Source organism: Pseudomonas sp. C9-3, from assembly GCF_032392015.1.
Classification (GTDB): Bacteria; Pseudomonadota; Gammaproteobacteria; order Pseudomonadales; family Pseudomonadaceae; genus Pseudomonas; species Pseudomonas nitroreducens.
The window spans coordinates 5,597,325-5,611,399 of record NZ_CP135919.1; the positions used below are offsets into that span (position 1 = coordinate 5,597,325).

Genomic DNA, 14,075 nt, shown 5'->3' on the forward strand with positions numbered 1-14,075 from the left:
TCGGAAAAGCCGACGCCAGCCCCCGCGGGCCGCGGCACTGGTGCCGTTCGTCGCCTGTCATCGTTGTGACGGGCAGCGGCTTGGTCTAGGGTAGCTCCTTCGAGGCTGCCAACAGCCTTGCATGACCCGCCCAGCCTCGCGGATGGGCATCTTGCCAGCTTACACGGAGTCCGTCATGCGTCTTGCCCTTCTCGCCCTCCTTCTTTCTCCCGCCCTCGCCAGTGCCGCCTCGCTGAGTGTCTGCACCGAAGCCAGCCCCGAAGGCTTCGACGTGGTGCAGTACAACTCGCTGACCACCACCAACGCCTCGGCCGACGTACTGATGAACCGCCTGGTGGACTTCGATGCCGCCCGCGGCGAAGTGGTGCCGAGCCTGGCCGAAAGCTGGAAGGTCTCTGATGACGGCCTGACCTACGACTTCCAGTTGCGCGACGGCGTAGCCTTCCACCACACCGACTACTTCAAGCCCGGCCGCACGCTGAGCGCCGACGACGTGGTGTTCAGTTTCCAGCGCATGCTCGACCCGGCCCAGCCCTGGCACAAGGTCGCGCAGAGCGGCTTCCCCCATGCCCAGTCGATGCAGCTGCCGAGCCTGGTAAAAGCCGTGGAGAGGGTCGATGAGCGCCATGTGCGCTTCACCCTCAACCACCCGGACGCGACTTTCCTGGCGATGCTCAGCATGGGCTTCGCCTCCATCTACTCCGCCGAATACGCCGACCAGTTGATGAAGGCCGGCACCCCGGAGAAGCTCAACGCCCAGCCGATCGGCACCGGCCCCTTCGTCTTCAAGCGCTTCCAGAAGGACGCCGTGGTGCGCTACAGCGCCAACGCCGAGTACTTCGGCGGCAAGCCGGCTGTGGATAACCTGGTGTTCGCCATCACCCCGGACGCCAGCGTGCGCCTGCAGAAGCTCAAGCGCGGCGAATGCCAGATCGCCCTGTCGCCCAAGCCCCTGGACGTCGAGGCGGCGACCAAGAGCGCCGACCTCAAGGTCGAGCAGACCCCAGCCTTCATGACCGCCTTCGTCGGCATCAACAGCCAGCACCCGCCGCTGGACAACCCCAAGGTGCGCCAGGCGATCAACCTTGCCTTCGACAAGGGCACCTACCTCAAGAGCGTGTTCGCCGGCAGCGCCACCGTCGCCGACGGCGTCTACCCGCCCAACACCTGGAGCTACGCCAAGGACATCCAAGGCTATCCCCGTGACCTGGACAAGGCCCGCGCCCTGCTGGCCGAAGCCGGGCACAAGGACGGCTTCAAGACCACCATCTGGACCCGCCCCTCCGGCAGCCTGCTCAACCCCAACCCCAGCGTCGGCGCGCAACTGCTGCAGGCGGACCTGGCGCAGATCGGCATCCAGGCCGAGATCCGCGTGATCGAATGGGGCGAGCTGATTCGCCGTGCCAAGGCCGGCGAGCATGACCTGCTGTTCATGGGCTGGGCCGGCGACAACGGCGACCCGGACAACTTCCTCACCCCGCAATTCTCCTGCGCCAGCGTGAAGTCCGGCCTCAACTTCGCCCGTTATTGCGACGAGAAGCTCGACGGCCTGATCAGCCAGGGCAAGGCAGTCGCCGACCAGGCCAAGCGCAGCGCGCTGTACCACCAGGCCCAGCAGATCATCCACGATCAGGCGCTGTGGCTGCCGCTGGCACACCCGACCGCTTCGGCGCTCACCCAACAGAACGTGAAGGGTTATTCAGTCAGCCCCTTCGGTCGCCAGGATTTCTCCAAGGTGCAGCTTTGAGCGACGCCCTGCTCAATCATCTGCTACCGGAGTTCCAGTTCTCCGAGCGACACACGCTGAACATGCGGGCGTCACCCGGCCAGGTGCTGGACGCAGTGACCCAGCTCACCGCCGAGCAGGACCCGCTGGTACAGCGCTTCCTGCAGATCCGCGAGGCACCGGCGCGGCTCGCCCTGCGCCTGGGGTTACGCAACGCGCTGGCTGATCGCCCGCGCTTCGGCCTGCACGAGTTCACCCTGCTGGGTCGCCACACCGACCGGGAAATCGGCTATGGGCTGGTTGGACGCTTCTGGCGCAGCGACTTCGGCCTGCGTTCGTGCGCGGACGGCGAAGCCTTCCGGCGCTTCGCCGAGCCCGGCACAGCCAGGCTGATGCTGCACTTTTCCTGCGAGCCGACGGATCGGGACGGCTACACCCAGGTCCGAACGGAAACCCGCGTGCACTGCCCGGACCGCCGCAGCCGCCTGCTGTTCACACCTTACTGGTTGGCGATCCGCCCGGTCAGCGGGCTGATTCGCCGACGCCTGCTGCGCGATATCCAGCGGCGCATCTCAGACCAGCCCCAACTCGGCCATTGATTGCGGCTCGCCGTCACCGACGATGAAGTGATCCAGCACGCGTACGTCGATGAGCGCCAGCGCCTCGATGATGCGGCGGGTCAGCAGGCGGTCGGAGTGGCTCGGCTCGCAGATCCCCGAGGGGTGGTTGTGCGCCAGGATCAGCGCGGCGGCGTTGTGCGCCAGCGCGCGCTTGACGATCTGCCGGGGATAGACGGCGGCGCTGTCGATGGAGCCGTGGAACAGCACTTCGAAGTCCAGCACCCGGTGGCGGTTGTCCATGAACAGGCAGGCGAATACCTCGTGGTGCTCGTGGCGTAAGCGTGCCTTGAGAAAGTCACGCACGGCCTGGGGGCTTTCCAGCGCCGAGTCGCGACTGAGCTGTTCGGCCAGGTGGCGCCGGGCAATTTCCAGCACGGCCTGCAGCTGCACGAACTTGGCGACGCCCAGCCCCAGGTGACTGCAGAACGATTCCAGGTCCGCCTCCAGCAGGGCCCGCAGGCTGCCGAACTCGCTGAGCAGGCGCCGCGCCAGGTCGACGGCACTGCAGCCGACCACGCCTGTGCGCAGGAAGATCGCCAGCAACTCGGCGTCACTCAGGCTCGCCGCGCCCCGTTCGAGAAGCTTTTCCCGCGGGCGCTCTGCCGCAGGCCAGTCACGAATACTCAAGGAACCTCCCGGTCAGGCCGCCCGCTGTTCCCGCGCAGGCGCTGTGCTATCTTAGCCCCCTCGCTTCGCGCAGCCGGAGGCCTGGGGAGGCGTCGTCGGCTTCAGCGCGCGTCATCCATTTCCGTATTTAAGGCTGGCCTATGCAGCGGCTCTATCGTAAACGCATCGTTCTGGGCGTCGGCGGCGGTATCGCCGCCTACAAGAGCGCCGAACTGGTCCGCCGGTTGCGCGACCAGGGCGCCGAGGTGCGTGTCGTGATGACCCAGGGCGGCCGCGAGTTCATCACCCCGCTCACCCTTCAGGCCCTTTCCGGTCATCCAGTACACCTGGACCTGCTCGACCCCGCCGCCGAAGCGGCCATGGGGCATATCGAGCTGGCCCGCTGGGCCGACCTGGTACTGATCGCCCCCGCCACCGCCGACCTCATGGCGCGCCTGGCCCAGGGCGTGGCCAACGATCTGCTGACCACCCTGGTACTGGCCACCGACGCACAGGTTGCCCTCGCCCCGGCAATGAACCAGGCCATGTGGCGCGACCCGGCCACCCAGGTCAACGCCGAGCTGCTGCGCAGCCGTGGCCTGCACTTCTTCGGCCCCGCTGCCGGCAGCCAGGCCTGCGGCGACGTCGGCCCCGGGCGCATGCTCGAGGCCGAGGAACTGGCGCAACTGGCCGCCGACTGCTTCGAGTTCAAGGCACTGACCGGCCAGCACATCCTGATCACCGCCGGGCCGACCCAGGAAAACATCGACCCGGTGCGCTACATCACCAACCACAGCTCCGGGAAGATGGGCTTCGCCCTGGCAGAGGCGGCCGCCGAGGCCGGTGCCCGCGTGACCCTGGTGACCGGCCCGGTACACCTGCCGACTCCGGACCGGGTGAGCCGCGTCGACGTGGTCAGCGCCCGCGACATGCTCGCCGCCTGCGAAGCGGCAATGCCGGCGGACATCCTGATCGCCTCCGCCGCCGTGGCCGACTACCGCCCGGAGCTGGTCGCGACCCAGAAGCTGAAGAAAGATCCCACCAAGGGTGATGGCCTGCTCTTGCAGCTGGTGCGCAATCCCGACATCCTCGCCACCCTCTCGCTGCGCGAGGACCGGCCCTTCAGCGTCGGCTTCGCGGCGGAGACCGAGAACCTGCTCGAGTACGCCTCGCGCAAGCTCAAGGACAAGAATCTCGACCTGATTGTCGCCAATGACGTGGCAAATCCGTCAATCGGCTTCAATAGTGAAGAGAACGCCATCACGGTCATCGACCGCGAATTGCACAAGACTGCGTTCGCCCAGACCAGCAAGGGCAAGATTGCCCGCCAGCTGATCGCCTTCATCGCCGAACGCATCAATCAACACTGAGAACTCAATGCATTCCCTGCAAGCCAAGATCCTCGACTCCCGCCTGGGCAGCGACTTCCCGCTGCCGCAGTACGCCACCCCGGGTTCCGCCGGCCTCGACCTGCGCGCCATGCTCAAGGAAGACCTCATCCTCGAGCCGGGCCAGACCGTGCTGATCCCCACCGGCCTGTCCATCTACATCGCCGATCCGGGCCTGGCCGCGCTGATCCTTCCGCGCTCGGGCCTGGGCCACAAGCACGGCATCGTGCTGGGCAACCTGGTCGGCCTGATCGACTCGGACTACCAGGGCGAGCTGATGGTCTCCTGCTGGAACCGCGGCAATACCGCTTTCAAGATCGCCATCGGCGAGCGCATCGCGCAGTTGGTGCTGGTGCCGGTGGTGCAGGCGCATTTCGAGCTGGTCGAGAGCTTCGACGAAAGCCAGCGCGGTGCCGGCGGCTTCGGGCACTCCGGCAGCCATTGACCCCTACCCATTTCAGGATGAATCGCCGAGGAGACGTTGCATGAAACTTTTCCAACGCACTGCCAAGGACAGCGCCGAACTGCCGGAACTCGTACCGGCGGAGAAGCCCGTCAAGGGATCGGCCCCCAAGGTCGACCTCAAACCACTGCTGCCATCCCTCGTCCTTACCGTGGGCGGTGTAGCGGCGGCCGGCGCGCTGCTGTGGTTCAGCCTGTTCGGCCAGGCCGACAAGGCTCACGTCACCCAGCTGAGCAGCGCCTGGTCGGAAAGCCAGGCCGGTGCGCTGCGCCAGTCCCTGAACCTGCTGGCGGCCGACAGCCGCGCCATGGCAGGCGACCCGCAACTGCTGCCCGTCCTGCAGAGCAACGATCCAACGCGCATTGCCGCGCTGGAGAAGGCGCTGACCCAGGGCCATCTGGACGGGCTGGTGGACGTCCACCTGAACGCCAATGGTCAGGCCGTGCAGGACACCGCCCGCCCCGGCCCGCTGAACTACGCCGCGCTGGATATGCTGCACCGCGTCGAAAGCGGCCAGGCCGTGGCGCCGGAGGCCTACAAGGTCGGCACTCGCTGGATGGTCTACAGCCCGGTTGCCCTGCGCGCCGCGGATAACTCGATCCAGGGTTCGCTGCTGCTGGTCGTCGACCTGCAGCGCCTGCTCGGCAACCTGCCGCCGATGTCCGCCGACATCGGTCAGTTGCAGATTTCCCAGCAGTTCGGCAACTCGCCGGCCCAGTTGCTAATGCAACGCGGGCAGGCCAGTGACGCCGCTCCGGTAGCGCTGCCCAGTGGCAATCCGAACTGGAAGCTGAGCTTCACCCCCGGCCCGACCGTCACCGACCACCTGTACTCGCCAACCCTGCTGGGTATCGCCGCCCTGCTGGCACTGGTAGGCGGCCTGCTTGGCCTCTATCTTGCGCAAAGTGCGATGCAGCGCCGGGTCAGCAAGGATGCCCAGGCCCTGGGCCAGTTCATTCAGGAACTCGCCGGCCAACGCACTGCCAAAGCACCTGAGCTGAGCCTGCCGAGTCTGCAGGCACTGGCTCAGGCGCTGGCCCGCCAGCCACGCCGCAAGACCGAAACACCCGGTGCCAGCGCACCCGCCGCGCCCGCAGCTCCCGTCCAGCCGATCCCGGCTGCCACCGCTGCCAGCGCCCCGGCCGCTGCCATCGAATCGCCATTGGTCGATCCGCTATTCCAGAACACTGACATTCTGGACATCGACATTCTTGATGAAGACCAGGATCTCCTGGGATTGGAGCAAACACCCGCTATGAGCACGCCTAAAGCCCCGCAACTGCCCGCCAGCATCTTCCGCGCCTACGACATCCGTGGCGTGGTCGGCGATACCCTGACCGCCGAGACCGCCTACTGGGTCGGCCGCGCGATCGGTTCCGAAAGCCTGGCGCGCGGCGAGCCGTGCGTCTCCGTGGGCCGCGATGGCCGCCTGTCCGGCCCCGAGCTGGTCCAGCAGCTGATCCAGGGCCTGGTCGATTGCGGTTGCCAGGTCACCGACATCGGCATGGTGCCCACCCCGGTCCTGTACTACGCCGCCAACGTCCTGGAAGGCAAATCGGGCGTGATGCTCACCGGCAGCCACAACCCGCCGGACTACAACGGCTTCAAGATCGTCGTCGCCGGCGAGACCCTGGCCAACGAACAGATCCAGGCCCTGCGCGAGCGCATCCAGAACGATGACCTCGCCTCTGGCGTGGGCAGCGTGCAGCAGATCGACATCCTGCCGCGCTACTTCCAGCAGATTCGCGACGACATCGCCCTGGCCAAGCCGCTGAAAGTGGTGGTGGACTGCGGCAACGGCGTGGCCGGCGTGATCGCCCCGCAACTGATCGAAGCCCTGGGCTGCACCGTGATCCCGCTGTACTGCGATGTCGACGGCACCTTCCCCAACCACCACCCGGATCCGGGCAAGCCGGAGAACCTGGAAGACCTGATCGCCAAGGTGAAAGAGACCGGCGCCGACCTGGGCCTGGCCTTCGACGGCGACGGCGACCGCGTGGGCGTGGTGACCAACGAAGGCACCATCATCTACCCCGACCGCCTGCTGATGCTGTTCGCCAAGGACGTTGTCTCGCGCAACCCGGGCGCCGACATCATCTTCGACGTCAAATGCACCCGTCGCCTGATCTCCCTGATCAGCGGCTACGGCGGCCGCCCGGTGATGTGGAAGACCGGCCACTCGCTGATCAAGAAGAAAATGAAGGAAACCGGCGCCCTGCTCGCCGGCGAGATGAGCGGCCACATCTTCTTCAAGGAGCGCTGGTACGGCTTCGACGACGGCATCTACAGCGCCGCGCGCCTGCTGGAAATCATCAGCCTGGACAAGCGCGATGCCGAGCGCGTGTTCTCCGCGTTCCCGATGGACATCTCCACCCCGGAAATCAACATCACCGTCACCGACGAGGGCAAGTTCGCCCTGATCGAGGCGCTGCAGGCCCGCGGCCAGTGGGGTGAAGCCAACCTCACCACCCTCGACGGCGTGCGTGTCGATTACCCCAAAGGCTGGGGCCTGGTTCGCGCGTCCAACACCACTCCGGTGCTGGTGCTGCGCTTCGAGGCGGATTCCCAGGACGAACTGGAACGCATCAAGGACGTGTTCCGTACCCAGTTGAAAGCGGTCGATCCCGCCCTCAGCCTGCCCTTCTGACACTTACGTAGCATTATGCCGGAGCCCACCATGACCCAGAGCCGCGATGACGCCGCCCAGGTTGCCCGCGTCCTTGCCGAAGCCCTGCCCTATATCCGCCGTTTCGTCGGCAAGACGCTGGTGATCAAGTACGGCGGCAACGCCATGGAAACGGACGAGCTGAAGAACAGCTTCGCCCGCGACGTGGTGCTGATGAAAGCCGTCGGCATCAACCCGGTGGTGGTCCATGGTGGTGGTCCGCAGATCGGCGACCTGCTCAGCCGCCTGTCGATCGAGAGCCACTTCATCGATGGCATGCGCGTCACCGACGCGCAGACCATGGACGTGGTGGAGATGGTCCTCGGCGGCCAGGTGAACAAGGACATCGTCAACCTGATCAACCGTCATGGCGGCAGCGCCATCGGCCTTACCGGCAAGGACGCCGAGCTGATTCGCGCGAAGAAGCTCACCGTCACCCGCCAGACGCCGGAAATGACCAAGCCGGAAATCATCGACATCGGCCACGTGGGCGAAGTCACCGGGGTCAACGTCGACCTGCTGAACATGCTGGTGCAGGGTGACTTCATCCCGGTCATCGCGCCGATCGGCGTAGGCGCCAACGGCGAGTCCTACAACATCAACGCCGACCTGGTGGCCGGCAAGGTGGCCGAGGCGCTGAAGGCCGAGAAGCTGATGCTGCTCACCAACATCGCCGGGCTGATGGACAAGCAGGGCCAGGTGCTCACCGGCCTGACCACCGAGCAGGTCAACGAGCTGATCGCCGACGGCACCATCTACGGCGGCATGCTGCCGAAGATCCGCTGCGCGCTCGAGGCGGTCCAGGGCGGCGTGACCAGCGCGCACATCATCGATGGTCGCGTGCCCAACGCCGTGCTGCTGGAGATCTTCACCGACAGCGGTGTCGGCACGCTGATCACCAACCGCAAGCAGCGCTGATCGCAACGACACCCGCCAGGAGCGATCCTCGCGGGTGTTTTTTTGCCTGTTCCAGGCCGCTTCAGCCCCATGGATGCCCGGCCTCGAACAGGCCTACAGGAGTCCTTCTGACATGGCCGCGTCTCCCGTTTCCCGCAACGACTTCGGTTTCTTCCACGGCCTGCGCGTGCGCTGGTCGGAGGTCGATCCGCAGGGCATCGTCTTCAACGGCAATTACCTGACCTACGCCGACGTCGCCACCACCGAGTACTACCGCCACCTTGGCGTGAGCTACCCGGCCGACCTGCTGCGTGGCGGCGGCGACCTGTTCGCGGTGAAGACCACCCTGGAGTACCTGGCGCCGGCGCGCTTCGACGACTGGCTGGAAATGGGCGTACGCGTCAGCCGCCTGGGTCGCAGCAGCCTGACCTTCCAGGTGTCGATCTGGTGCGACGAACAGTTGCTGACGCTGGGAGAGCTGATCTACGCCTATGCCGGCGAGGACCGGACGAGCCAGCCCCTGCCGGACTGGCTGCGCGGGAAGATCAACGAATTCGAGCGCGTCTCGCCGCAGCAGTAAGCGCGGCGGACGGAGCGTCAATTACCGCCGGATATCTGGGCGAAACGCGCCCGATCGGAAGCAAAGCTGCTCTGCGCCTGGACCCGCAACTGCTGGTAGCGGGCGATATCCTGCTGCAGGCGCTGTTCATCGTCGCGCAGGTTGCTCAGTTGCGCGACCAGGTCGTCCGGCACCTGGCGACCAGCGCGTTCCTGATCGGCGGCACGGGCCTGCAGGTTGGCCTGCTGCATCTTCAGCGATTGCAGGTTGCCCTTGGCCACGCTGGCCAGCCCATCCAGCTCGGCCAGCTTGCGATCGCGGGCACGATCGACGTCTTCCACGCTGGTATACATGCGCATCAGTTGCTGATCGGAGCTGGCGCGGGCGGCATCCGCCTTGCGCTGCTCGATCTCGGCGGCGGTCGGTGCCGGCGGAACCTCGCGGATGACCCGGCCCTGGTCGTTGAGCACCTGGTAGCCCTTGCCGATGTATTGCGGAGGAACACCCAGGCGGTCGATGACGGTGATGCCCTTGTCATTGACGTAGCGGTACATCTCGACCTGGCTGGTCGGCTGCCCGGCAGCCGTCACCTGGCCTGCGAGCATGGCTCCCAGAAGCCCCATCAACACCCTGTAGCGGAAAGCACCCTGCTTGGCCATGCCCTACGTCCTGGTTGCGGTTAGATACCGTACTGCGCCCGATAGGCCTCGACAGCCGCGAGATGCTGCTTGAGCTGACCGTCACCGGCCAGATATTCCAGCACCTGCTCCAGCGAGACAATGCTTACGACCGGAATCGAAAAGTCCCGTTCAACTTCCTGGATTGCCGACAGCTCGCCCTTGCCGCGCTCCTGGCGGTTCAGCGCGATCAACACACCGGCTGCCTGGGCACCCTGGGCGTCGATGATCTGCATGACCTCGCGGATCGCAGTGCCGGCGGTGATCACGTCATCGATGATCAGCGCGCGGCCGGTCAGCGGCGCGCCGACCAGCGTGCCGCCTTCGCCATGGTCCTTGGCTTCCTTGCGGTTGAAGCACCAGGGCAGGTCGCGGCCGTGTTGTTCGGCCAATGCAATCGCTGTAGCGGCCGCCAGCGGGATTCCTTTATAGGCCGGGCCGAACAACACGTCGAAAGGTATGCCGCTGTCGACCACTGCGCTGGCGTAGAAACGACCCAGCTGGGACAGCGCAACCCCGGTATTGAACAGACCGGCGTTGAAGAAGTACGGACTGGTGCGTCCGGACTTGAGGGTGAACTCGCCGAAGCGAAGAACGCCGCGCTCGATGGCGAAGCGGATGAAATCGCGTTGATATGCGTGCATGGGAGAGAACCGGCCGGTATGAATTTAGCTAAACCGTTTGAGCTCGGGTATCATACACACACGTGATTTTGGGGGCCATTTATGCGGATCATCAGTGTGAACGTGAATGGTATTCAGGCTGCAGCCGAGCGTGGTTTGCTCAGTTGGCTGCAAGCCCAGAATGCCGACGTGATCTGCTTGCAGGATACCCGCGCCTCCGCTTTCGATCTGGATGACCCGTCCTACCAACTGGATGGCTACTTCCTGTACGCCTGCGATGCCGAAGTGCCCAGTCAGGGCGGCGTCGCAATCTATAGTCGTCTGCAACCCAAGGCTGTCATAAGCGGCCTGGGTTTCGAGATGGCCGATCGTTACGGGCGCTACCTGCAAGCCGATTTCGATAAGGTGAGTATCGCCACTCTCCTGCTGCCTACCGGGCAGGAAGGGGACGAGAACCTGAACCACAAGTTCAAGTTCATGGACGATTTCGCCCAGTACATGAACAAGCAGCGCCGCAAGCGCCGCGAATACATCTATTGCGGCTCGCTCTACGTCGCGCACCAGAAGCTGGACGTGAAGAACTGGCGCGAATGCCAGCAATCTCCCGGCTTCATGGCGCCGGAGCGTGGCTGGATGGATGAGATCTTCGGCACCATGGGCTATGTCGACGCCCTGCGCGAGGTCAACCGCGAAGGCGACCAGTACAGCTGGTGGCCGGAAAGCGAGCAGGCCGAGTTGCTCAACCTGGGCTGGCGCTTCGACTACCAGATCCTCACGCCGGGTCTGCGTCGCTTCGTGCGCGGCGCCAAGCTGCCGCGTCAGCCGCGCTTCTCCCAGCATGCGCCGCTGATCGTCGATTACGACTGGACGCTGAGCATCTGAGCCCCGTCGTGCCGCCGAAAGGCGGACAGAAAAAAGCCGGCTTCGAGCCGGCTTTTTCGTGCCTGGAGTTCAGCCCCTACTTGATCGGGCGCCAGGTGAAGGGATAGCGATAATCCAGCCCTTCGTTGGCTTTGATCCCGGCGATGATGGTGAGCACCAGCGCGCCGATACTCACCAGCCCCAGCAGGAAGAAGCCGATCACCACCAGCATCAGCAGGAAGCTGACCATCACCGCGAGACTCACGGTGATCTGGAAGTTCAGCGCCTCCTTGCCCTGGCGGTCCACGAACGGGTCCGATTCACGCTTGATCTGCCAGACGATCAGCGGCCCGAGCAGGTTGCCGAAGGGAAAGATGAAGCCGAGGAACGCGGCGAAGTGGCAGAACATCGCCCACTGGCGGGCTTCCTGGCTCGGCTGAACCTGCTGTACCGGTACTTCGTCGCTCATCCTTTCGCTCCTTGCCTTGGGTATCGAGTGCGGATCAGTCCGCCAGCGCGGCGCGCTGCAGTTCGAACAGTTCGCGCAGGCCCTGCTGCGCCAGCTCCAGCATGGCATTCAGCTCGGCCGGCTGGAAGGGCGCGCCCTCGGCGGTGCCCTGGACTTCGATGAAGCCGCCGGCATCGGTCATGACCACGTTCAGGTCGGTCTCGGCGGCGGAATCCTCCAGGTAGTCCAGGTCCAGCACCGGCTCGCCCTGGTACATGCCCACGGAAACGGCAGCGACCATCTGCTTGAGCGGGTTGCCTTTGAGCGCACCACGCTTCTTCAGCACGGCCAGCGCATCGATCAGCGCCACGGTGGCGCCAGTGATGGATGCGGTGCGGGTTCCGCCGTCGGCCTGGATCACATCGCAGTCGATGTACAGGGTGTTTTCACCCAGCTTGGACAGGTCCAGCGCGGCGCGCAGGGAGCGGCCGATCAGGCGCTGGATTTCCAGGGTGCGACCACCCTGCTTGCCGCGAGCGGCTTCGCGCTGGTTACGCTCGCCAGTGGAGCGCGGCAGCATGCCGTACTCGGCGGTCAGCCAGCCCTGGCCCTGGCCCTTGAGGAAGCGAGGCACACCGGATTCGGCGCTGACGGTGCAGATCACCTTGGTGTCGCCGAACTCGACCAGCACGGAGCCCTCGGCGTGCTTGGTGTAATGGCGGGTGATACGGATCGGGCGCAGTTGGTCGGCGGCGCGGCCACTGGGACGGTTCATGGAGGCATCCTGTACAGATTGCTGGCGGGGGAATGTCGGCCATTATAGAGGCCAGCGGACGGACGCAACCACCGCCGGCGTGCGACGGCGCGCTACGCTGGGTTACAATTGCCGGTTTCCGACGACCTGTCGGCCGTTTCCTACAGTCTTCAAGCGAGGTAATTCCATGGTCCACAGCATGACCGCCTTCGCCCGCGTCGAGCGCGCCGGCACCCATGGAACCCTCAGTTGGGAACTGCGCTCGGTCAACCATCGCTACCTCGAGCCCAACCTGCGCCTGCCCGAAGCCTTCCGCGACCTCGAAGGCGCGGTGCGCGAGGCGCTGCGCCAGGGCCTGTCGCGCGGCAAGGTGGAATGCACCCTGCGCTTCAACGAGGAAAACGCCGGCAAGCCGCTGCAGGTCGACCGCGAGCGCGCCGCGCAACTGGTCGCCGCCGCCGAGACCGTCGCCGGCCTGATCCAGCAGCCCGCCCCGCTCGACCCGCTGGCCGTGCTGGCCTGGCCGGGTGTGCTGGTGGGCGATGCCGCCGATCCGCAGGCGCTCAATGCCAGCGCCCTGGCCGCCTTCAACCAGGCCCTGGACGAGCTCAAGGCCGGCCGCGCCCGCGAAGGCGCGGACCTGGCGAAGATCATCGACGAGCGCCTGAGCGCGATGCAGGAAGAAGTGGTGAACCTGCGCGAGCTGGTGCCGCAGATGCTCGCCAACCAGCGCCAGAAGATCCTCGACCGCTTCAACGAGATGAAGGCCGAGCTCGACCCGCAGCGCCTGGAGCAGGAAATGGTCCTGCTGGCGCAGAAGAGCGACGTCGCCGAAGAGCTCGACCGCCTGACCACCCACGTCACCGAAGTGCGCCGCGTGCTCAAGGCCGGCGGCGCTGCCGGCCGCCGCCTGGACTTCCTGATGCAGGAGCTCAACCGCGAGGCCAACACGCTGGGTTCGAAGGCTTTCGACCCGCGCTCGACCCAGGCAGCGGTCAACCTCAAGGTCCTGATCGAGCAGATGCGCGAGCAGGTCCAGAATATCGAGTAAGCCGGACGCCTCCGGCTTCCATTCAGTCAACCGTTACTCCAGGAAAGCGCCATGTCCGGCACCCTGTACATCGTTTCCGCGCCGTCGGGCGCCGGCAAGACCAGCCTGGTCAAGGCCCTGCTCGACGCCATGCCCAGCGTGCGCGTCTCCGTTTCCCACACCACACGCGGCATGCGTCCGGGCGAAGTGGACGGGGTGAACTACCACTTCGTCGGCCATGACACCTTCAAGGCCATGCTCGAGCGCAACGAGTTCCTCGAGCACGCGCAGGTTTTCGACAACCTCTACGGTACCTCCCAGCGCTGGGTGGAAAAGACCCTTGCCGAGGGCAACGACCTGATCCTGGAGATCGACTGGCAGGGCGCGCAGCAGGTGCGCCGGCTGATGCCCCAGGCGCAGTCGATCTTCATCCTGCCGCCGACCCAGGAAGCCCTGCGCCAGCGCCTGACCAACCGCGGCCAGGACAGCGACGAGGTGATCGAGCGGCGCATGCAGGAAGCCGTTAGCGAAATGAGCCACTATGTGGAGTACGATCACCTGGTGATCAACGACGATTTCGCCCACGCGCTGGAAGACCTCAAGGCGATCTTCCGCGCCCGCCAGCTGCGCCAGGATGCCCAGCAGCAACGCCACACCGAGCTGCTGCAGCGCCTGCTGGCCTGAATCGGGCGAGCAAAGGCACTTCCATAAAGATTGGCGATTTTTTAGACTATCCAGTCCGCCCGGTAATTCTCCGG

Annotated in this window: 15 protein-coding genes; 10 read left to right on the forward strand and 5 right to left on the reverse strand. The window is 65.5% G+C overall.

Translation table 11 applies throughout. From position 1 onward, the window contains the following. Nucleotides 1-175: 175 nt before the first annotated feature. On the forward strand, nt 176-1,747 hold the full coding sequence (locus RS899_RS25650; RefSeq protein ID WP_315808371.1) for an ABC transporter substrate-binding protein: 1,572 nt from the start codon (nt 176-178) through the stop codon (nt 1,745-1,747). Further along, nucleotides 1,744-2,325, forward strand: coding sequence for a hypothetical protein (locus RS899_RS25655; RefSeq protein ID WP_315808372.1), 582 nt, complete (start codon nt 1,744-1,746; stop codon nt 2,323-2,325). Before RS899_RS25650 ends, RS899_RS25655 begins: the two co-directional genes overlap by 4 nt. On the opposite strand, the gene radC is transcribed toward RS899_RS25655, so the two are convergent. Next, a complete protein-coding gene (radC, locus tag RS899_RS25660) occupies nt 2,299-2,973 on the reverse strand; it encodes a RadC family protein (RefSeq protein WP_054910066.1) in 675 nt (224 codons plus the stop codon). The two genes, RS899_RS25655 and radC, sit on opposite strands and share 27 nt — an antisense overlap. A gap of 140 nt (nt 2,974-3,113) precedes the next feature. Here radC and coaBC point away from each other — a divergent pair, with 140 nt between their 5' ends. From coaBC to RS899_RS25685, 5 genes are all read left to right on the forward strand, one after another. Next, nucleotides 3,114-4,322 carry a bifunctional phosphopantothenoylcysteine decarboxylase/phosphopantothenate--cysteine ligase CoaBC gene (gene coaBC, locus RS899_RS25665; RefSeq protein WP_233297565.1) on the forward strand — a complete coding sequence of 403 codons (1,209 nt, stop codon included), beginning with the start codon at nt 3,114-3,116 and terminating at the stop codon, nt 4,320-4,322. 7 nt (nt 4,323-4,329) lie between these two features. After that, entirely contained in the window at nt 4,330-4,785 is a 456-nt protein-coding gene (gene dut, locus RS899_RS25670; RefSeq protein ID WP_315808373.1) for a dUTP diphosphatase, read from the forward strand. A gap of 40 nt (nt 4,786-4,825) precedes the next feature. Next, nucleotides 4,826-7,450 (forward strand): phosphomannomutase/phosphoglucomutase, encoded by a 2,625-nt coding sequence (locus RS899_RS25675; RefSeq protein ID WP_315808374.1) that lies wholly within the window; start codon nt 4,826-4,828, stop codon nt 7,448-7,450. Between the two features lie 30 nt (nt 7,451-7,480). Further along, nucleotides 7,481-8,386, forward strand: coding sequence for an acetylglutamate kinase (gene argB / locus RS899_RS25680; protein WP_024762065.1), 906 nt, complete (start codon nt 7,481-7,483; stop codon nt 8,384-8,386). 112 nt (nt 8,387-8,498) lie between these two features. Then, nucleotides 8,499-8,945 (forward strand): acyl-CoA thioesterase, encoded by a 447-nt coding sequence (locus RS899_RS25685; protein ID WP_233297567.1) that lies wholly within the window; start codon nt 8,499-8,501, stop codon nt 8,943-8,945. Between the two features lie 17 nt (nt 8,946-8,962). Here RS899_RS25685 and RS899_RS25690 read toward each other — a convergent pair whose 3' ends face one another. Both RS899_RS25690 and pyrE read right to left on the reverse strand, forming a co-directional pair. After that, nucleotides 8,963-9,583, reverse strand: a complete 621-nt coding sequence (locus tag RS899_RS25690) for a hypothetical protein (protein WP_054910062.1) — start codon at nt 9,581-9,583, stop codon at nt 8,963-8,965. A gap of 20 nt (nt 9,584-9,603) precedes the next feature. Further along, the gene (gene pyrE / locus RS899_RS25695) at nt 9,604-10,245 is read right to left on the reverse strand and encodes an orotate phosphoribosyltransferase (RefSeq protein ID WP_054910061.1); all 642 of its coding nucleotides are present in this window, start codon (nt 10,243-10,245) and stop codon (nt 9,604-9,606) included. A gap of 81 nt (nt 10,246-10,326) precedes the next feature. Here pyrE and RS899_RS25700 point away from each other — a divergent pair, with 81 nt between their 5' ends. Continuing rightward, the gene (locus RS899_RS25700; protein ID WP_037009721.1) at nt 10,327-11,106 is read left to right on the forward strand and encodes an exodeoxyribonuclease III; all 780 of its coding nucleotides are present in this window, start codon (nt 10,327-10,329) and stop codon (nt 11,104-11,106) included. Nucleotides 11,107-11,182: 76 nt separating this feature from the next. Here RS899_RS25700 and RS899_RS25705 read toward each other — a convergent pair whose 3' ends face one another. Together RS899_RS25705 and rph are read right to left on the reverse strand one after the other, a co-directional pair. Further along, on the reverse strand, nt 11,183-11,554 hold the full coding sequence (locus RS899_RS25705; RefSeq protein WP_024762061.1) for a DUF4870 domain-containing protein: 372 nt from the start codon (nt 11,552-11,554) through the stop codon (nt 11,183-11,185). Between the two features lie 34 nt (nt 11,555-11,588). Continuing rightward, nucleotides 11,589-12,308, reverse strand: coding sequence for a ribonuclease PH (gene rph, locus RS899_RS25710; protein ID WP_015479557.1), 720 nt, complete (start codon nt 12,306-12,308; stop codon nt 11,589-11,591). Between the two features lie 166 nt (nt 12,309-12,474). On the opposite strand from rph, the gene RS899_RS25715 reads away from it, so the two are divergent. Then, a complete protein-coding gene (locus tag RS899_RS25715; protein WP_054910059.1) occupies nt 12,475-13,338 on the forward strand; it encodes a YicC/YloC family endoribonuclease in 864 nt (287 codons plus the stop codon). A 51-nt stretch (nt 13,339-13,389) separates the two neighbouring features. Then, on the forward strand, nt 13,390-14,001 hold the full coding sequence (gene gmk, locus RS899_RS25720) for a guanylate kinase (protein WP_233297568.1): 612 nt from the start codon (nt 13,390-13,392) through the stop codon (nt 13,999-14,001). The last annotated feature ends 74 nt before the right edge of the window (nt 14,002-14,075 follow it).